Origin of the sequence: Salipiger marinus (assembly GCF_035481585.1) — a bacterium.
Taxonomy (GTDB): domain Bacteria; phylum Pseudomonadota; class Alphaproteobacteria; order Rhodobacterales; family Rhodobacteraceae; genus Salipiger; species Salipiger marinus.
Map to the genome: position 1 here is coordinate 1 of NZ_JAYKSL010000038.1, position 23,760 is coordinate 23,760.

20 protein-coding genes are annotated in these 23,760 nt (G+C 63.5%); 13 read left to right on the forward strand and 7 right to left on the reverse strand.

Features of this window, described 5'->3' with window-relative positions; all coding sequences use genetic code 11:
- Positions 1–105: 105 nt before the first annotated feature.
- The 5 genes from VK682_RS25805 to VK682_RS25825 form a co-directional block, all read right to left on the reverse strand.
- Positions 106–471, reverse strand: a complete 366-nt coding sequence (locus VK682_RS25805; protein ID WP_230798229.1) for a hypothetical protein — start codon at positions 469–471, stop codon at positions 106–108.
- Positions 472–648: 177 nt separating this feature from the next.
- On the reverse strand, positions 649–1,899 hold the full coding sequence (locus tag VK682_RS25810; protein WP_324782859.1) for a cation:proton antiporter: 1,251 nt from the start codon (positions 1,897–1,899) through the stop codon (positions 649–651).
- A 228-nt stretch (positions 1,900–2,127) separates the two neighbouring features.
- A complete protein-coding gene (locus tag VK682_RS25815) occupies positions 2,128–2,511 on the reverse strand; it encodes a hypothetical protein (RefSeq protein ID WP_324782860.1) in 384 nt (127 codons plus the stop codon).
- Between the two features lie 295 nt (positions 2,512–2,806).
- Positions 2,807–3,526: an NUDIX hydrolase gene (locus VK682_RS25820; protein WP_230798061.1), complete on the reverse strand. Its 720-nt coding sequence runs from the start codon at positions 3,524–3,526 to the stop codon at positions 2,807–2,809.
- A 32-nt stretch (positions 3,527–3,558) separates the two neighbouring features.
- Positions 3,559–4,116 (reverse strand): hypothetical protein, encoded by a 558-nt coding sequence (locus VK682_RS25825; RefSeq protein ID WP_089852144.1) that lies wholly within the window; start codon positions 4,114–4,116, stop codon positions 3,559–3,561.
- A 348-nt stretch (positions 4,117–4,464) separates the two neighbouring features.
- Between VK682_RS25825 and secE the strand changes: the two genes are divergently transcribed.
- From secE to rplA, 4 genes are all read left to right on the forward strand, one after another.
- Positions 4,465–4,656, forward strand: a complete 192-nt coding sequence (gene secE, locus VK682_RS25830) for a preprotein translocase subunit SecE (RefSeq protein ID WP_089852142.1) — start codon at positions 4,465–4,467, stop codon at positions 4,654–4,656.
- A gap of 436 nt (positions 4,657–5,092) precedes the next feature.
- Positions 5,093–5,626: a transcription termination/antitermination protein NusG gene (nusG, locus tag VK682_RS25835; protein ID WP_089852140.1), complete on the forward strand. Its 534-nt coding sequence runs from the start codon at positions 5,093–5,095 to the stop codon at positions 5,624–5,626.
- 245 nt (positions 5,627–5,871) lie between these two features.
- The gene (gene rplK, locus VK682_RS25840; RefSeq protein WP_089852139.1) at positions 5,872–6,321 is read left to right on the forward strand and encodes a 50S ribosomal protein L11; all 450 of its coding nucleotides are present in this window, start codon (positions 5,872–5,874) and stop codon (positions 6,319–6,321) included.
- Between the two features lies 1 nt (position 6,322).
- Complete coding sequence (gene rplA / locus VK682_RS25845) at positions 6,323–7,021, forward strand: 50S ribosomal protein L1 (RefSeq protein WP_089852138.1); 699 nt, start codon at positions 6,323–6,325, stop codon at positions 7,019–7,021.
- Between the two features lie 56 nt (positions 7,022–7,077).
- On the opposite strand, the gene VK682_RS25850 is transcribed toward rplA, so the two are convergent.
- Positions 7,078–7,536, reverse strand: a complete 459-nt coding sequence (locus VK682_RS25850; RefSeq protein WP_230798062.1) for a GNAT family N-acetyltransferase — start codon at positions 7,534–7,536, stop codon at positions 7,078–7,080.
- A 417-nt stretch (positions 7,537–7,953) separates the two neighbouring features.
- On the opposite strand from VK682_RS25850, the gene rplJ reads away from it, so the two are divergent.
- From rplJ to VK682_RS25880, 6 genes are all read left to right on the forward strand, one after another.
- Positions 7,954–8,466: a 50S ribosomal protein L10 gene (gene rplJ / locus VK682_RS25855; protein ID WP_230798063.1), complete on the forward strand. Its 513-nt coding sequence runs from the start codon at positions 7,954–7,956 to the stop codon at positions 8,464–8,466.
- A 71-nt stretch (positions 8,467–8,537) separates the two neighbouring features.
- Positions 8,538–8,918 (forward strand): 50S ribosomal protein L7/L12, encoded by a 381-nt coding sequence (rplL, locus tag VK682_RS25860; protein ID WP_089852135.1) that lies wholly within the window; start codon positions 8,538–8,540, stop codon positions 8,916–8,918.
- A gap of 259 nt (positions 8,919–9,177) precedes the next feature.
- Entirely contained in the window at positions 9,178–13,314 is a 4,137-nt protein-coding gene (rpoB, locus tag VK682_RS25865; RefSeq protein ID WP_324782861.1) for a DNA-directed RNA polymerase subunit beta, read from the forward strand.
- 96 nt (positions 13,315–13,410) lie between these two features.
- Positions 13,411–17,661: a DNA-directed RNA polymerase subunit beta' gene (gene rpoC, locus VK682_RS25870; protein ID WP_089852133.1), complete on the forward strand. Its 4,251-nt coding sequence runs from the start codon at positions 13,411–13,413 to the stop codon at positions 17,659–17,661.
- Between the two features lie 121 nt (positions 17,662–17,782).
- The gene (locus tag VK682_RS25875) at positions 17,783–18,544 is read left to right on the forward strand and encodes a hypothetical protein (RefSeq protein WP_324782862.1); all 762 of its coding nucleotides are present in this window, start codon (positions 17,783–17,785) and stop codon (positions 18,542–18,544) included.
- Between the two features lie 45 nt (positions 18,545–18,589).
- Positions 18,590–19,486 (forward strand): DMT family transporter, encoded by an 897-nt coding sequence (locus tag VK682_RS25880; RefSeq protein ID WP_324782863.1) that lies wholly within the window; start codon positions 18,590–18,592, stop codon positions 19,484–19,486.
- Here the strand turns inward: VK682_RS25880 and VK682_RS25885 are convergent.
- Positions 19,462–20,262 (reverse strand): glycosyltransferase, encoded by an 801-nt coding sequence (locus VK682_RS25885; RefSeq protein ID WP_230798067.1) that lies wholly within the window; start codon positions 20,260–20,262, stop codon positions 19,462–19,464. The two genes, VK682_RS25880 and VK682_RS25885, sit on opposite strands and share 25 nt — an antisense overlap.
- Before the next feature lie 368 nt (positions 20,263–20,630).
- Here VK682_RS25885 and rpsL point away from each other — a divergent pair, with 368 nt between their 5' ends.
- Genes rpsL through fusA form a run of 3 tightly spaced genes read left to right on the forward strand, consistent with a single transcriptional unit; the run spans position 20,631 to position 23,630 of the window.
- A complete protein-coding gene (gene rpsL, locus VK682_RS25890; protein WP_005862801.1) occupies positions 20,631–21,002 on the forward strand; it encodes a 30S ribosomal protein S12 in 372 nt (123 codons plus the stop codon).
- Positions 21,003–21,014: 12 nt separating this feature from the next.
- Positions 21,015–21,485 (forward strand): 30S ribosomal protein S7, encoded by a 471-nt coding sequence (gene rpsG / locus VK682_RS25895; RefSeq protein ID WP_089852129.1) that lies wholly within the window; start codon positions 21,015–21,017, stop codon positions 21,483–21,485.
- 21 nt (positions 21,486–21,506) lie between these two features.
- Positions 21,507–23,630: an elongation factor G gene (gene fusA, locus VK682_RS25900; protein ID WP_230798068.1), complete on the forward strand. Its 2,124-nt coding sequence runs from the start codon at positions 21,507–21,509 to the stop codon at positions 23,628–23,630.
- The last annotated feature ends 130 nt before the right edge of the window (positions 23,631–23,760 follow it).

Sequence of the window (23,760 nt, forward strand, 5' to 3'; positions counted from 1 at the left end):
CAAAACCGTAGGTCGCGGGTTCGAACCCTGCTGCCCCTGCCATAACTCTCTTGAAAATTTGTCCTGCGTATCCTGACCGCTGTCCCTGCGGTCATCCGGTTGCGCTTATGGGCCGTCGCGGTGCCGGATCAGGTCGACGATGCTGAGGGCCAGCCATGTTCCGAAGGTGATGAGCACGATCCCGAAGGAGCTGGACACCCAGTGCATCAGATCGGCGCGCCGTCCGAACTGCGGCTGCAGAAGCTCGATCACCCCGGCGAAGGCGATGCCCATGGGCCAGAGCCAGTGCAGCCAGTGCGGTCGCAGCAGGGCTGCGGGCACCATCAGCAGACCAAAGGCCAGAACATGCTCCAGATGCGCAAGCATGCGGTATCTGCTCTGGATCCCGTGATGCGGGGCCAAGGCCAGAAAGCTGATCGCGGCGGCTGTCAGGCTGGTTAACAGAACAATCGTAAACAGGCGGCGGTGCATTGCGTCTCCCGTGCAGCAGGGATCCCGTCAGTGATGAGGTCACGTGGCGCGTGGGACGGGCAAATCCTGCCGCCGCCCCGGAAAAGCGGCGGGCAGCCCGCGCGCCCGCGCCGCCTCTACAGCAGCGGCCACACACATCCAATTCACGGATCGGTGGCTGTTCGGCAGGGGATGGAGTTAGGAGTCGCCGTCCTTCAGGTGGTCCACCGCCCAGCCGACGGTGAAGCCATGCAGCAGCGTCGACAGCAGGATGACCAGCGCCACCAGCGACCAGATCTGCGACTCGTTCGCGAATTCCACATGGCTGGCCGCATAGGCCAGATAATAGACCGACCCGATGCCGCGCACGCCATAGATCGCGACCACCGCCTTGCTTCTGCGGTCCAGCGACCGGTCGCCCAGCAGGGCGATCCCGCCCGACAGCGGACGGATCACCACGATCAGCAGCAGGGCAAGCACGGCATGTGTCCATGTCAGATCGGCAAAGAGCCGCGGCAGCACGCTGCCCAAGGCGACAAGAAGCAGGACGGTCAGCGCATGTTCGATGGATTCGGAAAAGTCGTGCAGGCGCCGGTGGAAATCATGATGCTGTTCGACGCGGCGCAGCGTCAGGCCCATCACCGCGACCGCGATGAAGCCATAACCTTCGATCAGTTCGGTCGAGCCATAACACAGCATGATGCCCGCCAGCGCGATGACCCCGGCGGCGGTGTCGGCCAGAACGGCGCCTTTCGGCACGGAAAACAGCACATAGGCCAGTGCCCTTGCCCCCAGCCAGCCCATCGCCGCGCCGACGGCGATCCGGTAGATCACGTCGCGCAGCAGCCAGTCCAGCCCCCAAGTGCCGGGGGTGAAGCTTTGGGCGGCGACGATCAGCCCCAGATAGACGAAGGGAAAGGCCAGCCCGTCATTCAGCCCGGCTTCGGTGGTCAGGGCGAAGCGGACGGGGTGTTCCTGCCCCTTGTGCGGTGGCCCGACCTGCACTTCCCCGGCCAGCACCGGATCGGTGGGGGCCAGCACCGCGCCCAGCAGGATGGCGCCCGCCAGTGTCAGCCCGACAATCCCGACCCCCAGCAGGGCCACGGCCAGAATGGTCAGCGGCATGGCGATGCCCAGCATGCGGAAGGTCGGCAGCCAGCGGCGCCACGGGCGCAGATTGTCGATGCGCATGCCCGCGCCGAACAGCGCCACGATGACCGCCATCTCGCTCAGCATTTCCCACGGCAGCGGCGTTGTGCGCGGGTCGGGGATCTGCGGCACGCCGGGGATCAGCGCCACCGCCGCACCGAACAGTAGCATCAGCGGCGCCGCCGCAGGTTCGCGGGAGGACACCAGACGCGGCAGCCATTGCGCCGCGATCACCACCAGCCCGGCAACGACGAGGGCGATGTGATAGGGGGCTAGAGCAAAGAAGGGCTCGTGCTGCATGGCGCTGTCCTTTGCTGAGCGGGGCGCGCCGTTGTGCTACAGCCGGGCCCGGCTTGCAACGGTAGCTTGGCGCTGCACAGGTCGAAGCCGCCTTTTGCAGCCGATGTGGCGCACCTGTCTGGCGGTTCCGGCCCTTGGCAAGCCGGGGCAGGATCAAGGAGAGAGCAACGCAGCGTGGTGGCTTTGTCCGAAGCCGCGAGATGCGGCTGTCCGGACGTTCAGCAGATGTCAGGTTGACGGAAGTTCGTCATCCGATTCGTCGTCAATGGCATGGCAGATGCCCTGAACGATCGTAATGGTGCAAAATGCAAAGGTGACGCCCATCAATTCAGCGGCCCAGGACAGATATTCGCTGGGGCACTTGTGGTCCCGGACAAAAAATTCAATTCCGGCAATCAGGCAAACGACAAATCCGACGGTGAATAACAGATAGCGCGGGGCAAGGACCGCTGTGGGAACCAGTGTCGCGGCAAAGGCCAGAGCATGGACCACCTTGTCAGAGAGAATACTCCCCGACGGGATGGGCGTATGCGCGCAGGAGATGTTTACCGCCACCAGACACAGAAAACTCGTGAGTAAGATGTTTAAGGATAGCTTCCAGTTTCGCGGCATGGACAATCTCTCTATGGTTCTGGCTACCGGACTCCTAGCTTTGCGAAAAACACGCGACCGACACGGAGAGCTGCGTTGTGATCTGCTCGGGCAACGTGCTCACAGGCTAATGCCTAGTCATAAAACCGATTCCAGACAAGCATGCCCCGGATCTGGAATCTCTCTTTAATACATTGAAATTAAATAAAATAATCAACTGTTCAATTCCGCCCCTCCGCTTGAACCACGGATCTATCCCTTTGGATACTGGCCTCGCCGAAGGAGGGGAAAAGCAGGGCAGGGGCAGGGGCAGGGCTCAGTCCGCTGTGGCGCGCTTGGGGACGACACGGCCCTTCCTGATTTCGCGGTCGGACAGGCCGCGCAGGATCCGGCTCAGGTCCGGTTCATCCACCGCCTCTGCCGCCTGATCGATCGAGAACCAGCGGCGGTTGCGCTCTTTCCGTTCCTTCCACGCGCTTTTCAGCCGCGTGACGAAAAGCGGATAGATCGAAACGCGGCAGGGCACCACCTCGCCGTCTTCCAGCCGCTTGAGGTAGCTGTAGCTGCCCAGCGGTTCATCGGACATGGTGCCGATCACCCCGGCCTCTTCCAGAGCTTCGATGCGTGCGGCGGACCAAGGCGCGCGGCCTTCCATTGGCCAGCCTTTGGGGGGCACCCACCGCCCGGTATCCCGCGAGGTCACGAGCAGAATCTGGATGCCATTTTTCCGGCTGGCCCGCAGAGGCAATGCGGCAACCTGGATGCGTTCGGTCATGGCAGGGATGGTATCGGGCGACGGGCTCGGTTCAAGCGGATTCGCCCCGGCCGCTTTGCTCCAGCGCCCGCGACGGATGTCAGCATTGCGCAATATGGCATGGGGTTTCCTGCCGGGTGAAGCTGGGTGGGCGACATCTTTCCTGAATGAATTCAACGGCTCGGCACCAAATCTTCCGCGCCGCGTCCGGTCCGGCGCCATCTGGCTGGGGCGTCGTTTGGGCAGGGCTGACAGGCGGGACATAAAAAAGGGCCGCACCACGTGCGGCCCTCTTTCCGTAAACTGCGGAGGGATTACGACAGGATGTCGTCCACCAGCAGCTTGATGTCGGCATCGCCCTGACCGCTGTTGATGGCGGCGCGCAGACGCTCGGTCTGGCCAGCGGTGAGCACGCTCAGGTCCGCTTCGGGGGCGAAGAACTGCACGCGCTGTGCTTCGGCTTCGGTCAGCGCCGGGCTGTCCGAGGGATAGAGCGCGAGGATTTCGTTGCGCATCTGGTCCGGCTCTGCCTCCGAGTTCACGATCCGCAGAACCTCGGTGCGCTGGTCGGCGCTCATCACGGCGATCTGGTCGGAGGACATGAATTCGTTGATGATGCTCAGCTGATCCGGCGAGAAATCTTCGGTCATCGTGTCGGTTTCGAGGATGGCCTGAATCTCGGTGCGCTTTTCGGTATCGGCGCTGTCGGTGGTGGCGATCGCCACGGCTTCTGCGACCTGCTCGTCGGTCATCATCTCCACATTCACGTCAGGCGCATAGCGGTTGATGAGCGAGGTTTCTTCCGGCGTGGCGGCAAATGCGCTGGTGGCCAGAACGGATGCGACGGCGGTTGCGGTCAGAAAGCGGTTCATGGTGTATCCTTTCTCTCGTTACTATCTTCGAGGCGCTTCAGGCTTCCGCCCTTGCCTCTCTGCCACCACAACGGGGCCACAGCCGTGGAGGTTCCCGGGCGGTCCGGCGCAAGTTTTCGTGTGACGCGCTGCCGGGGGGCTTGCCGCCGCATCTTGCTGGCTAAGCGCGCGTGAACGCGGAAGGCGTGCCCGGGTTTCATCACGAAGCGGCGCCTGTGGTCAGATTTCCGACAGCACCTGACCGCGTTTCGTGATCCGCAGGCGGGGCAGGGCGGGTGGCACCGGTCCTTGCCAGACCGGGTGCGCGCGCGTATACGACCCGGCAACCCAGAGAGTCCGAGGCCTGCCATGACCAATCCGCTTCAGTTTATCCAGCAGACCCGGTCCGAGATCGGCAAGATCTCGTGGCCGACCCGCCGCGAGGTGGTGCTGACCACGATCACCGTCTTCATCATGGCGACGCTGACCGCGATCTTCTTTGCGCTGGTGGACATCCTGATCCGCACCGGTCTGCAGGGCCTGCTGTCCTTCTTCGGCTGAGGCCGACATGTCCGCAGCGCGCAAGGCGTGCTGCGGTGAAGGGGGCGCTGCCCCCGTCCGCGTGCCGCGGACTCCCCCGGGATATTTGGGGTCAGAAGAGGCGCGGAGGCTGCCATGGCCTGCGTGCGGCACTTGAATTCGTGGCGCGGCGGGGGTAGGGACGCCCCAATTCCCAAAGCGGGCGTGCAGCGATTCGGTTGCACGCCGGTNGGGTCAGAAGAGGCGCGGAGGCTGCCATGGCCTGCGTGCGGCACTTGAATTCGTGGCGCGGCGGGGGTAGGGACGCCCCAATTCCCAAAGCGGGCGTGCAGCGATTCGGTTGCACGCCGGTTTTCTTTTGGGGCGCGGCGCATCCGCAAAGATCCTGCCGCCGGCGATCCGGCGCATGACGAGACGGACGGCCCTTTGGCCGGACCAGAATAGGAAGAGGGGCCAGATGGCGAAGCGGTGGTACTCGGTGAGCGTTCTGTCGAACTTCGAGAAGAAGATCGCAGAGCAGATCCGGCAGTCTGTGGCCGAGCAGGGGCTCGAAGACCAGATCGACGAGGTGCTTGTTCCGACCGAAGAGGTCATCGAAGTGCGCCGCGGCAAGAAGGTCACGACCGAACGCCGCTTCATGCCCGGCTATGTGCTGGTGCATATGGAGATGTCGGACCGGGGCTATCATCTGGTCAACTCGATCAACCGGGTGACCGGCTTTCTGGGTCCGCAGGGGCGCCCGATGCCGATGCGCGACGCCGAGGTTCAGGCCATCCTTGGCCGGGTGCAGGAGGGCGAGGACCAGCCGCGCACCCTGATCCATTTCGAGATCGGCGAACGCGTCAAGGTCAACGACGGCCCGTTCGAGGGTTTCGACGGCACGGTCGAGGGCGTGGACGAGGACAACCAGCGTCTGCGGGTGTCGGTGTCGATCTTTGGCCGCGAAACGCCGGTGGAACTGGAATTCACCCAGGTGTCCAAGCAGGGCTGACCCTGTTCACCGGACCACGGACAGAAGACGGGGCGTGCGGCGGGGCTGCGCGCCTTTTTCTTTGCGGGGCCGGAGCGGGGTGCGGGTAGGTGCTTGCGCCGGGGCGGGCGATCGTCTAGAGGGGCGCCTTGCATCCTGCGGGATGCGACTCGTGGAAGGCGAACGTATCGCGATACGCGGACCGGACCACGCCACATGAAGCTTCGGAAACGCGTTTCCGGAGTGTCGGAAAAGGAGACAGGCCAATGGCCAAGAAACTTATGGGCAAGATGAAGCTGCAGATTCCTGCAGGCAAAGCCACGCCCTCCCCCCCCGTGGGTCCTGCGCTGGGTCAGCGCGGCATCAACATCATGGAATTCTGCAAGGCGTTCAACGCCAAGACGCAGGAAATGGAGCCCGGTGCGCCGTGCCCGACCGTGATCACCTATTATCAGGACAAGTCCTTCACCATGGACATCAAGACGCCGCCCGCGTCTTATTACCTGAAGAAGGCAGCCGGTCTGAAGCCCGTCGGCAAGCGGAACCGCCCCAAGGGCGCCGTGAAGCCGGGCCGTGAGACCGTGGCAACGATCACCGTCGCACAGGTGCGCGAGATCGCCGAAGCCAAGATGAAGGACCTTTCGGCGACCAACGTCGAAGCGGCAATGCAGATCATCCTTGGCTCCGCCAAGTCCATGGGCATCGAGGTGAAGTAAGATGGCGAAAGTTGGAAAACGCACCCGCTCTGCTCGTGAAGCCTTTGCCGGCAAGGAAAACCTGTCGGTCGAAGCTGCCATCGAACTGCTGAAGGCCAATGCCTCGGCCAAGTTCGATGAAACCGTCGAGATCGCCATGAACCTTGGCGTTGACCCCCGTCACGCGGACCAGATGGTCCGTGGTGTGGTCGGTCTGCCCAACGGCACCGGCAAGACCGTGCGCGTCGCGGTGTTCGCCCGTGGCGCCAAGGCGGATGAAGCACAGGCCGCAGGGGCCGACATCGTCGGCGCCGAAGACCTGATGGAAACCATCCAGTCCGGCAAGATCGAGTTCGACCGCTGCATCGCGACGCCGGACATGATGCCGATCGTCGGTCGTCTGGGCAAGATCCTTGGCCCGCGCAACCTGATGCCGAACCCCAAAGTGGGCACGGTGACCATGGATGTCGCGCAGGCAGTCAAGGACGCCAAGGGCGGTCAGGTCCAGTTCAAGGTCGAAAAGGCCGGTGTGATCCACGCCGGTGTCGGCAAGGCCTCGTTCGACGACGCCAAGCTGGTTGAAAACGTCCGCGCCTTCGTGAACGCGGTGGCCAAGGCACGCCCGACCGGCGCCAAGGGCACCTATGTCAAGAAGATCTCGCTCAGCTCCACCATGGGGCCGGGCGTGTCGGTGGATGTCAGCTCGGCCAACGCCGAGTAATCTTGCCGATCCTTCGGGATGACAGAGGCCCCGCTTCGGCGGGGCCTTTTTGCATTTCAGCCGGGGGTCCGGGGCAGGGGCTTTTCGAAGAACACCCGGTCAAAGCCGTCCTGCTGGCGGCGGTCGGTCTCGCGATAGCCCAGCCTTGGATAAAGCGTCAGGTTTTCGGTCATCCTGGCATTGGTATAAAGCACCACGCGGTCGGCGCCCTGCTGCCGGGCCTGATCCTCGCAGAAGGAGATGAGCGCCCGGCCCACGCCATGCCCGGCTGAAGCGGGCTGGACCGCGACGTTTTCCAGAAGCATCGCGTGATCCTGCGGGTAAAAGACGATGAAGCCCAGCAGGCCGCCTTCGGGGGAGGTTGCCACATGCACCAGCCCCGCCGCGATCTGTTCGGCGAAGTCGGCGGTCATCGGGGCGGGGGCGCGACCGATCCGGGGGATGTAACGGGCGTAAGCGGCGGCGGCGCAGCCTTGGATCGCGGAAAGATCGTCTGCCACGGCGGGTCGGATCATGCTGGCCTCCGGTACTGGTTTCTGGTTTCTGGGTGAAGCGTGACGCGGCGGGCTGCGTGGATCAACCCCGATCTGCCCGCCGCACCCGCGGGCGCGCGGCGGGGCGGAGTACCGTGCTGCGCCACAGAAAACGGGCAGAGGCCGGTGCGCCCTTGGCAAGCCGGGTCAAACCCGTTAAGGAGAGCTTGTGAGGGCGTTCGCACGATTCGCGAAGGCCCTCTATTTCGTCCGAGACGGTGGGTGGGTTCCATACGGAAGCCCGTAAGTCCTGCCTGAGGCGGGAAGAGACATAGTGTTCCGGGCCGATGTGTTCCGGAGGCGCGATGCGACGACCCGAATTCGGACCAGTGTCCGGGCTTCTGCCCGGGCGAATAGAGCCGGAGGGGGTCGTTCCCCTCCATCAACTGGAGTGAAACTGTGGATAGAGCCCAGAAAGAGAAAGTGGTCGAGGAACTCGGCCAGATCTTCGAAAGCTCTGGCGTCGTGGTGGTCTCCCGCTACGAGGGTCTCACGGTTGCCGAGATGACGGACCTCCGGTCGCGCGCACGCGCGGGCGGGACTTCGGTCCGCGTCGCCAAGAACAGGCTCGCCAAGATCGCCCTTGAGGGGACCGGGTGCGAGAGCATCGCGAAATACCTCGAGGGCATGACCGTTCTCACCTTCTCCGAAGACCCCGTGGCTGCGGCCAAGGTCGTGGAGGACTTCGCCAAGGCAAACTCGAAATTCGAGATTCTTGGCGGGGCCATGGCGGGAACGGCGCTGGACCGTGCCGGTGTTGAGGCCGTGTCGAAAATGCCGTCGCGTGAGGAGCTTATTGCTTCCATCGCGGGCTGCATCGGCGCACCTGCTTCGAACATCGCCGGTGCCATTGGCGCACCTGCTTCGAACATCGCTTCGATCCTCTCGACTATCGAGGACAAGGCGGCTTAAGGCAATCGAGGAACCTCGTGGGGTTGAATGCCCGCACGTTGGAACACATCTAATCAAACGGAAAATGCAAAATGGCTGATCTGAAAGCACTTGCTGAGCAAATCGTGAACCTCACGCTGCTCGAAGCCCAGGAACTGAAAACCATCCTCAAGGACGAGTATGGCATCGAGCCCGCCGCTGGCGGCGCTGTCATGATGGCAGGCCCGGCCGCAGGCGAAGCCGCCGCTGCCGAAGAGGAAAAGACCGAATTCGACGTCATCCTGAAGTCGGCCGGCGACAAGAAGATCAACGTGATCAAAGAAGTCCGCGCGATCACCGGTCTTGGCCTGAAAGAAGCCAAGGATCTGGTGGAAGCCGGTGGCAAGGCCGTCAAGGAAGGCGTCTCGAAAGAGGAAGCCGAAACGATCAAGAAGCAGCTGGAAGCAGCTGGCGCCGAGATCGAAGTCAAGTAATCGCGCAGGGCACTGGCCCGCACGAGTTGATTTGCAGGCTGGATCCGGAGCAATCCGGGTCCAGCCGAACCCGTCTCAGAGAGGCCCTTCTGCTTGGACAAGCAGCGCGAGGGGCCTTTTTCAGGCGAGTTCCAGGATCGGGAGGCCTCTGGTGGGACAGGGGCCAGGAATGGATCGGAACACTGCCGTCTCGGATGGATGTGCCGCTGGTGCCCGACAGCACGCGCGTCCGGTGAGAAGCTGAAAGGTAAGCTGACCCATGGCTCAAAGTTTTCTTGGCCAGAAACGTCTTCGCAAATACTACGGCAAAATTCGTGAGGTTCTGGAGATGCCGAACCTCATCGAGGTTCAGAAATCCTCTTACGAACTTTTCCTGAATTCCGGTGACCAGCCCAAGCCTCAGGAAGGCGAAGGGATCATGGGGGTTTTCCAGTCGGTCTTCCCGATCAACGACTTCAACGAGACCGCGCGGCTGGAATTTGTCAGCTACGAGCTTGAGAAGCCGAAATACGACGTCGAAGAGTGCATGCAGCGCGACATGACCTACAGCGCGCCGCTGAAGGTCACGCTGCGGCTGATCGTGTTCGATATGGACGAAGATACCGGCGCCAAGTCGATCAAGGACATCAAGGAACAGGACGTGTTCATGGGCGACATGCCGCTCATGACCCCGAACGGCACGTTCATCGTGAACGGGACCGAGCGGGTGATCGTGTCCCAGATGCACCGGTCGCCGGGCGTGTTCTTTGACCACGACAAGGGCAAGACGCACAGCTCGGGCAAGCTGCTGTTTGCCTGCCGCATCATTCCCTATCGCGGCTCGTGGCTCGATTTCGAATTCGACGCCAAAGACATCGTGTTCGCGCGGATCGACCGCCGCCGGAAACTGCCGGTGACGACCCTGCTCTATGCCCTCGGGCTGGATCAGGAGGCGATCATGGACGCCTATTTCAACACCGTGTCCTACACGCTGCGCCGTGGCGAGGGCTGGGTCACCAAGTTCTTCCCCGAGCGCGTGCGCGGCACCCGCCCGACCTATGACCTTGTCGACGCCGATACCGGCGAGATCATCGCCGAGGCCACCAAGAAGATCACCCCGCGCGCCGTCAAGATGCTGGTGGACGAAGGCAAGGTGCAGAACCTGCTGGTGCCCTTCGAGCATATCGTGGGCAAGTTCGCGGCCAAGGACATCATCAACGAGCAGACCGGCGCCATCTATGTGGAAGCCGGCGACGAGCTGACTTGGACCGTCGACAAGGACGGCGACGTGACCGGCGGCACGCTCAAGGATCTGATGGACGCGGGCATCACCGAGATCCCGGTGCTGGACATCGACAACATCACCGTGGGCGCCTACATGCGCAACACCATGGCGGCGGACAAGAACATGAACCGCGATTCCGCGCTCATGGACATCTACCGCGTGATGCGCCCGGGCGAGCCGCCCACCGTGGAAGCGGCCTCGTCGCTGTTCAACACGCTGTTCTTCGACAGCGAGCGTTATGACCTGTCCGCCGTGGGCCGGGTCAAGATGAACATGCGCCTCAACCTCGAAAAGCCGGACACCCAGCGCACGCTGGACCGCGACGACATCGTGAAGTGCATCAAGGCGCTGGTCGATCTGCGCGACGGGCGTGGCGACATCGACGACATCGACCACCTCGGCAACCGCCGCGTGCGGTCGGTGGGCGAACTGATGGAAAACCAGTATCGCGTCGGCCTGCTGCGGATGGAGCGTGCCATCAAGGAGCGCATGTCCTCGGTCGAGATCGACACGGTGATGCCGCAGGATCTGATCAACGCCAAGCCGGCGGCGGCGGCGGTCCGCGAATTCTTCGGCTCCAGCCAGCTGTCGCAGTTCATGGACCAGACCAACCCGCTGTCCGAAGTGACGCACAAGCGGCGCCTGTCGGCGCTTGGGCCGGGCGGTCTGACCCGGGAACGCGCGGGCTTCGAGGTGCGCGACGTGCACCCGACCCACTATGGCCGGATGTGCCCGATTGAAACGCCGGAAGGTCCGAACATCGGTCTGATCAACTCGCTTGCCACCTTTGCGCGGGTGAACAAGTACGGCTTCATCGAAACGCCTTACCGTCGGGTGACCGATGCCAAGGTGACGGATGAAGTGCAGTACATGTCCGCCACCGAGGAAATGCGCCACACCGTGGCGCAGGCCAACGCGCAGCTGGATGGGGAAGGCCGGTTCGTCAACGATCTGGTCTCCACCCGCCAGTCGGGCGATTACACGCTGGCGCCGCGCGAAAGCGTGGACCTGATCGACGTGTCGCCGAAACAGCTGGTCTCGGTCGGCGCCTCGCTGATCCCCTTCCTTGAAAACGACGACGCGAACCGCGCGCTGATGGGCGCGAACATGCAGCGTCAGGCCGTGCCCGTGCTGCGCTCCGAAGCGCCGCTGGTGGGCACCGGCATCGAGGAAAAGGTCGCAATCGACTCCGGCGCCGCCATTCAGGCCCGCCGGGCCGGCATCATCGACCAGGTTGACGCGCAGCGCATCGTGGTCCGTGCCACCGCCGATCTGGAACTGGGTGACGCGGGCGTGGACATCTACCGGATGCGCAAGTTCCAGCGCTCCAACCAGAACACCTGCATCAACCAGCGTCCGCTGGTGAAGGTGGGCGATCTGGTCGAGAAGGGCGAGGTCATCGCGGATGGTCCCTCCACCGACATGGGGGAACTGGCGCTTGGCAAGAACGTCATCGTCGCCTTCATGCCGTGGAATGGCTACAACTACGAAGACTCCATCCTGATCTCCGAGCGCATCGCGCGCGACGACGTGTTCACCTCGATCCATATCGAGGAGTTCGAGGTCGCCGCCCGTGACACCAAGCTCGGGCCGGAGGAAATCACGCGCGACATTCCCAACGTCGGCGAGGAAGCCCTGCGCAACCTCGACGAGGCGGGCATCGTCTATATCGGCGCCGATGTGGAGCCGGGCGACATTCTGGTGGGCAAGATCACCCCCAAGGGTGAAAGCCCGATGACGCCGGAAGAAAAGCTGCTGCGCGCCATCTTCGGCGAAAAGGCCTCTGACGTGCGCGATACCTCGCTGCGGGTGAAGCCGGGCGATTACGGGACCGTGGTCGAAGTGCGGGTGTTCAACCGTCACGGCGTCGAAAAGGACGAGCGCGCGCTGCAGATCGAGCGCGAGGAAGTCGAACGTCTGGCCCGTGACCGGGACGACGAACTGGCGATCCTTGACCGCAACATCTACGCGCGTCTGCACGATCTCGTGCTGGGCAAGACCGCGGTGAAGGGGCCGAAGGGCGTGCGCCCGAACTCCGAGATCACCGAGGATCTGCTGTCCACGCTGAGCCGCGGCCAATGGTGGCAGCTGGCGCTGGCCGAAGAGCAGGATGCCCAGATCGTCGAGGCGCTGCACGACCAGTACGAGGCGCAGAAGCGCACGCTGGACGCGCGGTTCGAGGACAAGGTCGAAAAGGTCCGTCGTGGCGACGATCTGCCCCCGGGCGTGATGAAGATGGTCAAGGTGTTCGTGGCGGTGAAGCGCAAGCTGCAGCCGGGCGACAAGATGGCCGGTCGTCACGGCAACAAGGGTGTGATCAGCCGCGTGGTGCCGATGGAGGACATGCCGTTCCTCGCGGATGGCACTCCGGTCGATTTCTGCCTCAACCCGCTGGGCGTGCCGTCGCGGATGAACGTCGGTCAGATTCTGGAAACCCATATGGGCTGGGCCTCGCGCGGTCTGGGCATCCAGATCGACGAGGCGCTGCAGGACTACCGCCGCTCCGGCGATCTGACCCCGGTCCGGGAAGCGCTGCGGATTGCCTATGGCGATGATGTCTACGAAGAAGGCATCGCCGACATGGAGGAATCCCGTCTGGTCGAGGTGGCGGGCAATGCCACGGGCGGCGTGCCGATCGCCACGCCGGTCTTTGACGGCGCCAAGGAGATGGACGTGAACGACGCGCTGACCCGCGCCGGGTTCGACACCTCCGGCCAGTCGGTGCTGTTCGACGGGCGCACCGGGGAGCAGTTCAGCCGCAAGGTGACGGTGGGGGTGAAATACCTGCTCAAGCTGCACCACCTTGTGGATGACAAGATCCACGCGCGTTCGACCGGGCCGTACAGCCTCGTGACCCAGCAGCCGCTGGGCGGCAAGGCGCAGTTCGGCGGCCAGCGTTTCGGGGAGATGGAGGTCTGGGCTCTGGAAGCCTATGGCGCCGCCTACACCCTGCAGGAAATGCTGACGGTGAAATCGGATGACGTGGCGGGCCGGACCAAGGTCTATGAATCGATCGTCAAGGGCGAGGACAATTACGAGGCGGGCGTTCCCGAGAGCTTCAACGTGCTCGTGAAGGAAGTCCGCGGCCTCGGCCTGAACATGGAACTCCTGGATGCGGACGGGGAGGAGTGACGGAAAATTTTCGTACGAAAATTTTCCTGGCGAAATTTTTCGTACGAAAAATCTCGCTCCCTGCCCCTGACGCTGCCCTGATGCAAAAGGTTTGATATGAACCAGGAACTGACCAACAACCCGTTCAATCCGCTGACCCCGCCGAAAGTCTTCGACGAGATCCGCGTCTCTCTGGCCAGCCCGGAGCGGATCCTGTCGTGGTCCTACGGCGAGATCAAGAAACCCGAGACGATCAACTACCGGACCTTCAAGCCCGAGCGGGACGGGCTGTTCTGCGCCCGCATCTTCGGGCCGATCAAGGATTACGAGTGCCTCTGCGGCAAGTACAAGCGGATGAAGTATCGCGGCGTCGTCTGCGAGAAATGCGGCGTTGAAGTCACGCTGCAGAAGGTCCGTCGCGAGCGCATGGGCCATATCGAACTGGCCGCGCCCTGCGCCCATATCTGGTTCCTGAAATCGCTGCCCTCGCGCATCGGTCTCATGCTGGACATGACGCTGCGCGATCTGGAGCGGGTGCTCTATTTCGAGAACTATGTGGTGATCGAACCCGGCCTCACCGATCTGACCTATGGCCAGATGCTGACCGAGGACGAATTCCTTGACGCGCAGGACCAGTTCGGCGCCGATGCCTTCAGTGCCAATATCGGCGCCGAGGCCATCCGCGAGATGCTGGCCCAGATCGACCTCGAAGCCGAGGCCGAGCAGCTGCGCGCCGATCTGAAGGAAGCCACCGGCGAGCTGAAGCCCAAGAAGATCATCAAGCGGCTGAAGGTGGTCGAATCCTTCCTCGAATCCGGCAACCGCCCGGAATGGATGGTGCTGACCGTGATTCCGGTGATTCCGCCGGAACTGCGCCCGCTGGTGCCGCTGGATGGCGGCCGCTTCGCGACCTCCGACCTCAACGACCTGTATCGCCGCGTGATCAACCGGAACAACCGCCTCAAGCGGCTGATCGAACTGCGCGCGCCGGACATCATCGTGCGCAACGAAAAGCGGATGCTGCAGGAAGCTGTGGATGCGCTGTTCGACAACGGCCGTCGCGGCCGCGTCATCACCGGCGCCAACAAGCGCCCGCTGAAGTCGCTGTCCGACATGCTGAAGGGCAAGCAGGGCCGCTTCCGCCAGAACCTTCTGGGCAAGCGGGTCGACTTCTCGGGCCGTTCGGTCATCGTGACCGGCCCCGAACTGAAGCTGCACCAGTGCGGCCTGCCGAAGAAGATGGCGCTCGAACTGTTCAAGCCGTTCATCTATTCGCGGCTGGAGGCCAAGGGCCTGTCCTCGACCGTGAAACAGGCGAAGAAGCTGGTGGAAAAGGAACGTCCCGAGGTCTGGGACATCCTTGACGAGGTGATCCGCGAACACCCCGTTCTGCTGAACCGCGCGCCGACCCTGCACCGTCTGGGCATTCAGGCGTTCGAACCTCAGCTGATCGAGGGCAAGGCGATCCAGCTTCACCCGCTGGTCTGTTCGGCCTTCAACGCCGACTTTGACGGCGACCAGATGGCCGTGCACGTCCCGCTGAGCCTTGAGGCCCAGCTGGAAGCGCGCGTTCTGATGATGTCGACCAACAACGTGCTGTCGCCCGCCAACGGCAACCCGATCATCGTGCCGTCGCAGGACATGATCCTCGGGCTTTATTACGTCACCATCATGCGCGAAGGCATGAAGGGTGAGGGCATGAAGTTCGCCAATATCGAAGAGGTCGAGCACGCTCTGACCGCGGGCGAGGTGCATCTGCACGCCAAGATCCAGTGCCGGGTGCGGCAGATCGACGAAGAGGGCAACGAGGTCGTCAAGCGGTATGAAACCACGCCGGGCCGGGTCCGGCTTGGCGCGCTGCTGCCGATGAACGCCAAGGCGCCTTTCGATCTGGTGAACACGCTGCTGCGGAAGAAAGACGTCCAGAAGGTCATCGACACCGTCTACCGCTATTGCGGCCAGAAAGAGTCGGTCATCTTCTGCGACCAGATCATGTCCATGGGCTTCAAGGAGGCGTTCAAGGCGGGCATCTCCTTCGGCAAGGACGACATGGTCATCCCCGACAGCAAGTGGTCGATCGTCGAGGAAACCCGCGATCAGGTGAAGGACTTTGAACAGCAGTACATGGACGGCCTGATCACTCAGGGCGAAAAGTACAACAAGGTCGTGGACGCCTGGTCGAAGTGCAACGACAAGGTGACGGAGGCGATGATGAACACCATCTCCGCCAACCGTCGTGACGAGAATGGCGCCGAAGCGGAGCCGAACTCGGTCTACATGATGGCCCATTCCGGCGCCCGGGGGTCTGTCACGCAGATGAAGCAGCTGGGCGGCATGCGCGGCCTGATGGCCAAGCCGAACGGCGACATCATCGAGACGCCGATCATCTCGAACTTCAAGGAAGGTCTGACCGTTCTTGAATACTTCAACTCGACTCACGGCGCCCGGAAGGGTCTGTCGGACACCGCGCTGAAGACGGCGAACTCGGGCTATCTGACCCGGCGTCTGGTGGACGTGGCACAGGACTGCATCGTGCGGGCCCATGACTGCGGCACCGACCGGGCGATCACCGCGGAAGCGGCGGTCAACGATGGCGAGGTCGTCTCCTCGCTGGCCGAGCGCGTGCTGGGCCGGGTTGCGGCGGATGACATCCTGAAGCCGGGCACCGACGAGGTGATCGTGCGTCAGGGCCAGCTCATCGACGAGCGGATGGCCGATGCCATCGACGAGGCGGCGGTGCAGACCGCGCGCATCCGGTCGCCGCTGACCTGCGAGGCCGAAGAGGGCGTTTGCGCCATGTGCTACGGGCGTGACCTTGCCCGCGGCACCATGGTGAACACCGGCGAAGCGGTGGGCATCATCGCGGCGCAGTCGATCGGTGAACCCGGCACCCAGCTGACGATGCGGACCTTCCACATCGGCGGCGTGGCGCAGGGCGGGCAGCAGTCCTTCCTTGAAGCGTCGCAGGAAGGCATCATCGCCTTCGAAGGCGCCTCGACGCTGGAAAACTCCATCGGCGAGACGCTGGTGATGGGCCGCAACATGAAGCTGCGCATCATGGGCGAGGACGGCGCGGAACGGGCCAGCCACAAGCTGAGCTACGGCTCCAAGCTGTTCGTCAAGGAAGGCTCGACCGTCAAGCGGGGCAGCAAGCTGTTCGAATGGGATCCCTATACCCTGCCGATCATTGCCGAAGCCGACGGGATCGCCAAGCATGTCGACCTCAACCAGGGTATCGCCGTTCGCGACGAGACCGACGAGGCCACCGGCATGACCCAGAAGATCGTGATCGACTGGCGGGCCGCGCCCAAGGGCAACGAACTGAAGCCGGAAATCATCCTGATGGATGCCGATGGCGAACCGGTGCGTCATGCCTCGGGCAACCCGATGACCTATCCGATGTCGGTGGACGCGATCCTGTCCTGCGAAGAAGGACAGGAAATCAAGGCAGGTGACGTTCTGGCGCGGATCCCGCGCGAGGGCGCGAAAACGAAGGACATCACCGGTGGTCTGCCGCGTGTGGCCGAACTTTTCGAGGCGCGCCGTCCGAAGGACCACGCCATCATCGCCGAGATCGACGGCTATGTGCGCTTTGGGAAGGACTACAAGAACAAGCGCCGCATCACCATCGAGCCGGTGGACGAGACGCTTGTGTCCAAGGAATACATGATCCCGAAGGGCAAGCACATTCCTGTGGTCGAAGGCGACTTCGTCCAGAAGGGCGACTACATCATGGACGGCAACCCCGCGCCGCATGACATCCTTGCCATCATGGGTGTCGAAGCGCTGGCGAACTACATGATCGACGAAGTGCAGGACGTGTATCGTCTGCAGGGCGTGAAGATCAACGACAAGCATGTCGAGGTCATCGTCCGGCAGATGCTGCAGAAATGGGAGATCCAGGATTCCGGCGACACCACGCTGCTCAAGGGCGAGCATGTGGACAAGTCGGAGTTCGACATGGCGAACGAGAAGATCATCGCCAAGGGCGGCCGTCCGGCAACGGGCGAACCGATCCTGCTCGGGATCACCAAGGCATCGCTGCAGACGCGGTCCTTCATCTCTGCCGCCTCCTTCCAGGAGACGACCCGCGTGCTCACCGAAGCTTCGGTGCAGGGCAAGGTCGACAAGCTCGTGGGCCTCAAGGAGAACGTCATCGTGGGCCGCCTGATCCCGGCGGGCACCGGTGGCGCCACCCAGAAGGTGCGCAAGATCGCGACCGAACGCGACAACAAGGTGATCGACGTGCGCCGCGAGGAAGCCGAAGCCGCAGCCATGCTGGCAGCGCCTGCTTCCAGCAGCAACGACGTGATCGGCGGCGACGAGTTCGACACGCTGGTGGTGGACACGCCGGAAAGCCGCGAGTGATCGCGACTGCCTCCTGAACGACCAGACGCCCCCGCAGCGATGCGGGGGCGTTTCTTTTTGGCCTCCCGCCGCGCTGCGGCGATGGTATCGTGCCGCAGGCAGACCATCGCGAGTCGGGTGCATGGCAGACTGGACGAGGCTTCGAACGCTCACGCTGGCCCTTGGGCTGGCCGTCGCCGCATCTGTGGCGCAGGCGCAGGACATTCCGGTGCTGGATGTCAATTTCCTGCCCGCCGACCTGCGCCCGGTCCGGCATGACGACTGCGGTGTGGCGCTTGGCATCGATCTGCGCTGGCCGCGCGACGTGGCGCGAGACCGGGAACAGGATGGCGATGTCCGGATCACCTACAGCTACATGCTGGGCGAGCACTTCCATGCGCGCGATCCCCGCCCCGGCGCACGGCATACGACCAAGCCCACCCTGCTGGTGACGCTGGCCTGTTCCGTCACCACCGGGCGCAGCGACGGGTTTCTGGAAGGTTTTGCCACACGCCTGCATGCCGCGAGCGAAGGGCGCGACAACCATTGGGGGCCGCTGACCCGCGTCACGCTGCCCGGGCTTGGCACCGCCTATCTGACCTATGGCGAACGGGTCGGGCTGTCGGGCGGGCTGAAGGGCAGCCTGTCCGACCGCATGGGGCTGTTCTTTCTCCACCGCGACCAGCTGGTGCTGCTTTGGGTGGATGTGTCGCGCACGCCGCCCGCCAATCTGCGCAAGACCCTGCCTGCGGGCACGGTGGTGCGGCGGTCCGGGCGGGACGGGGTGTTTCAGCTGGCGCATGAGGCGCGGCAGAAAGGCGGCGGTCCGATCACCTACCTGCGCAGCGCAGCCGAGAACCGCGCGCTGATGGAGGCTCTGAAGGACTCGCTGCGGCCGCTCTGACATTTCCCGATGGCGCGGCGCCCGGGGCGGTGCTAGCGCTGGCGCATGAACGGCTTTTCCGACAATGCGCGCGGCGTGGTGCTGATGATGGGCGCCATGGCTGGCTTTACTCTGGGCGACGCCTGCATAAAGGCGATCGGAGAGGGCATGCCGCTGTCGCAGCTTCTGGTGCTGCGCGGGACTCTGGCAAGCCTGTTCATCGCGCTGCTGGCATGGCGCATGGGCGCGCTGCGCCGGGATGTGCCGCGGCAGGACTGGGGGCTGATGCTGCTGCGCGGTCTGGCCGAAGCCGCCTCAGCCTTCTTCTTTCTGACGGCGCTGCGCCACATGCCGCTGGCCAATGTCACGGCGCTGCTGCAGATGGCGCCGCTGACGGTGACGCTGGGCAGCGCGCTGGTCTTTCAGGAGCCGGTGGGCTGGCGGCGCTGGCTGGCCATCGGCGTGGGCTTCGTGGGGATGCTGCTGATCGTGCGACCCGGCACCGAAGGCTTCAACATGTATTCGGTCTTTGCGCTGGTCACGGTGGCGGCGGTGACGGTGCGCGATCTGGTGACGCGGCGGATGTCGCGCGCGGTGCCCTCGCTGATGGTCACCCTGTCATCGGCGGTGATCGTGGTGCTGCTCGCGGGCATCTGGTCGCTGGGGCAGGACTGGGTGGTGCTGGACCAGCGGCTGGGTCTGCTGCTGCTGGGGGCCACGGTGTTCGTCATCGCGGGCTACTGCTGCAGCGTCATGGTCATGCGGGTGGGCGATGTCGGCTTTGTGGCGCCGTTCCGCTATACCGGGTTGGTCTGGGCGCTGGTGCTGGGGCTGGTGATCTTTGGCGACTGGCCGCACCCGCTGACGCTGCTGGGGGCGGGGATCATCGTGGCGACCGGCATCTTCACGCTCTGGCGCGAATTGCAGCTGGCCCGGCTTCAGGCAAAGACGCGGCGGATGTGATCCGCATCCACGGCGAACCGCGCCCGGATCTCGTCCTCGCCCTCGGCATCCAGCCGGGGCAGGGGGGCCGGGCGGACATGTTTCTTCTGCCGGGAATCGTTGTGGTCATTATGGCCGCGCAGATACATGGGCCTGTCGGCGAAGGTGACGGTGGGCATGAACTGCGGCAGCTTGGCGTGGCCGAAATTCATGATGGTCTGCGTCACGCGCGGCTGCACCGCCACCGCCTGCGCCACGCCCCAATAGGGGGTGAAGCACGGCTCGGCGCAGAGGCCCCGCGCGTCGGGCCGCGCCACATAGCCGCGCTGCCAGTCGAATCCTACCAGACGGTGCCGGGCCAGCAGCGCCGCGCAGTCCTGTGCCGCCTCGCGCAGCGTCGCGACAAAATCCACCGCCACGGCGTCGTCGTCATCATGCCGGAACTGCAGGCAGGGCTGCGCCATGTCGCGCGCGGCGTTGATCACCTGCTGGCAGACCTGACGGTGCGGACCGGGATCGCGGGCGATGATGCGGGCCTGCGGCAGATCGGCCAGCAGGGCCGTCAGGCGGGCCAGCCAGAGGGCAGGCATGGCGCGGCCCACAAGGACCAGCAGGAGGAAGTCAGGGTCGCTCTGCGCCCGCAAACCGGGCAGGCAGAGCGTTTCAAAGTGGCGGAACCTTTCCTCCATCCGCGCCGTCGCGTAAAGATAGGAGATGCGGTCCTCGATCCGGTCGTGTTCCACCTGAAACCCGCCCTCTGCGGGATAGGAAAAGCGGCAGAACCCGATGATCTGCATGGCAGGCTCCACAAGCACGACACATGACCTGCATCGCACCGCCGCTTTGCGCTTGCAAGGGCCTGCTTGTGTTGACAAGGCCCCCGACTCCCCCTATACGCGCCTTCAATTCGTCGGAAGGCTTAGTGCGTCCGGCGCATTCTACAGAACTGGAGCGGTCAAGATCCGGGCGAAAGCCCCGATCCTCTGGACACCCACCGCGTCGTTCCCGGACTGGGGACGGATGCGGTCTTTTGCGTCGTTTTATGGTCTTTTGGCCGGGCGGTGCATCGCCGGTGACCTGCGGACGCGCAGGGCGCCTTGAATTGGAAACCGCATGGGGCGTTCCCCGTGCACCACATATGTGAGAAGACGGGGAAAAACCCAATATGCCCACAATCCAGCAGCTGATCCGCAAGCCGCGGCAGCCCAAAGTCAAACGGTCCAAGTCGCAGCACCTTGAACAGTGCCCGCAGAAGCGCGGCGTCTGCACCCGGGTCTACACCACGACACCGAAGAAGCCGAACTCGGCAATGCGGAAAGTGGCCAAGGTCCGTCTGACCAATGGCTACGAGGTCATCAGCTACATTCCCGGTGAAAGCCACAACCTGCAGGAGCACTCGGTTGTGCTCATCCGTGGCGGCCGCGTAAAGGACCTTCCCGGTGTCCGTTACCACATCCTGCGCGGTGTGCTGGATACCCAGGGCGTCAAGGACCGGAAGCAGCGCCGCTCCAAGTATGGCGCGAAGCGTCCGAAGTAAGAGGAACAACAGATGTCTCGTCGTCACGCCGCAGAGAAGCGCGAAGTTCTCCCCGACGCCAAGTATGGTGACCGGGTTCTGACCAAGTTCATGAACAACCTGATGATCGACGGCAAGAAGTCGGTCGCGGAGCGCATCGTCTACAACGCGCTGGAGCGGGTTGAAGGCAAGGTGAAGCGGGCGCCGGTGGAAGTGTTCCACGAAGCGCTCGACAACATCAAGCCGGCCGTCGAAGTGCGGTCCCGCCGTGTGGGCGGCGCCACCTATCAGGTGCCCGTCGAAGTGCGCACCGAGCGCCGTGAGGCGCTGGCCATCCGCTGGCTGATCACCGCCGCGCGCGGTCGCAACGAGAACACGATGGAAGAGCGTCTTGCAGGCGAGCTTCTGGATGCTGTTCAGTCGCGTGGCTCCGCGGTGAAGAAGCGCGAAGACACCCACAAGATGGCCGACGCCAACAAGGCGTTCAGCCACTACCGCTGGTAAGCTCCGGAAAGGCAGTCCAACATGGCACGCGAATATCCCCTCCAGCGTTACCGCAACTTCGGGATCATGGCCCACATCGACGCGGGCAAGACCACCACGACCGAACGCATCCTGTTCTACACCGGCCGCTCGCACAAGATCGGTGAAGTCCATGACGGCGCTGCCACCATGGACTGGATGGAGCAGGAACAGGAACGCGGCATCACCATCACCTCTGCCGCGACCACCACGTTCTGGCAGTGGCAGGAAGATCCGTCCGAAGAAGGCACGTCCGACACCAAGTTCCGCTTCAACATCATCGACACCCCCGGCCACGTCGACTTCACCATCGAAGTCGAACGTTCGCTGGCGGTGCTTGACGGTGCCGTGGCGCTGCTGGACGGCAACGCCGGTGTGGAGCCCCAGACTGAAACGGTGTGGCGTCAGGCCGACCGTTACAAGGTTCCGCGGCTGGTCTTTGTCAACAAGATGGACAAGATCGGCGCCGACTTCTTCAAGTGCGTGCAGATGGTCAAGGACCGTACCGGCGCGATCCCGATTCCGGTCAACTTCCCGATCGGTGCCGAGGACAAGCTGGAAGGCATCGTCGATCTGGTGACCATGGAAGAATGGGTGTGGAAAGGTGAAGACCTTGGCGCATCCTGGACCCGTGGCCCGATCCGCGACGACCTGAAGGATCTGGCGGACGAATGGCGTGCCACGCTGGTGGAAGCGGCTGTCGAAATGGACGACGCGGCCATGGAAGCCTATCTGGAAGGCCAGGAGCCCGACATCCCCACCCTGCGGGCTCTGATCCGCAAGGGCTGCCTGTCGATGACCTTCGTGCCGGTTCTGGGCGGTTCCGCCTTCAAGAACAAGGGCGTGCAGCCGCTGCTGAACGCCGTGGTCGACTTCCTGCCGAGCCCGCTCGACGTGGTTGACTACATGGGCTTCAAGCCGGGCGACGAGACTGAAACCCGGAGCATTCCGCGCCGGGCGGATGATGCGATGCCCTTCGCGGGCCTTGCGTTCAAGATCATGAACGACCCCTTCGTGGGCTCGCTGACCTTCACCCGTCTTTATTCCGGCTCGCTCAAGAAGGGCGATTCGATGATGAACTCGACGAAGGGCAAGCGCGAGCGCGTCGGCCGTATGATGATGATGCACTCGAACAACCGCGAGGAAATCGACGAGGCCTTCGCCGGCGACATCATCGCGCTGGCGGGTCTGAAGGAAACCACCACCGGCGACACGCTCTGTGATCCGTCCGATCCGGTGGTTCTGGAAACCATGACCTTCCCCGAGCCGGTGATCGAGATCGCCGTCGAGCCGAAGACCAAGAACGACCAGGAGAAGATGTCTCAGGGTCTGGCCCGTCTGGCCGCCGAAGACCCCTCCTTCCGGGTGGAGACCGATCTTGAATCCGGTCAGACCATCATGAAGGGCATGGGCGAACTTCACCTCGACATTCTGGTTGACCGCCTCAAGCGGGAATTCAAGGTCGAGGCGAACATCGGTGCGCCGCAGGTGGCCTATCGCGAGACCATCGGTCACGAGATCGAACACACCTACACCCACAAGAAACAGTCGGGTGGTTCGGGTCAGTTCGCCGAAGTGAAGCTGGTGATTTCGCCAACAGAGCCGGGCGAAGGCTACTCTTTCGAGAGCAAGATCGTCGGTGGGGCCGTGCCGCGGGAATATATCCCCGGTGTGGAAAAGGGCATCAAGTCGGTGATGGACTCCGGTCCGCTGGCGGGCTTCCCTGTGATCGACTTCAAGGTCGCGCTGATCGACGGCAAGTTCCACGACGTGGACTCCTCGGTGCTCGCCTTTGAAATCGCGGCCCGGATGGCGATGCGCGAAGGTCTCCGCAAGGCTGGCGCGAAGCTGCTGGAACCGATCATGAAGGTCGAAGTTGTGACGCCGGAAGAATATACCGGCAGCATCATCGGCGACCTGACCTCGCGTCGGGGCATGGTGCAGGGGCAGGACACTCGTGGTAACGCGATTGCCATCGCCTGCATGGTGCCGCTGGCCAACATGTTCGGCTACATCAACAACCTGCGCTCCATGTCCTCGGGCCGCGCGCAGTTCACGATGCAGTTCGACCATTACGATCCGGTGCCGCAGAACATCTCGGACGAGATCCAGAAGAAATACGCATAAGCCGGGTGGCGGGGCCGGTCCCCGCCCTACCCACCACCGTAGGGTGGGGTCTGACCCCATCATCCGACAAAGAAGGGAGCCAAGATCATGGCAAAGGCAAAGTTTGAGCGGTCCAAACCGCACTGCAACA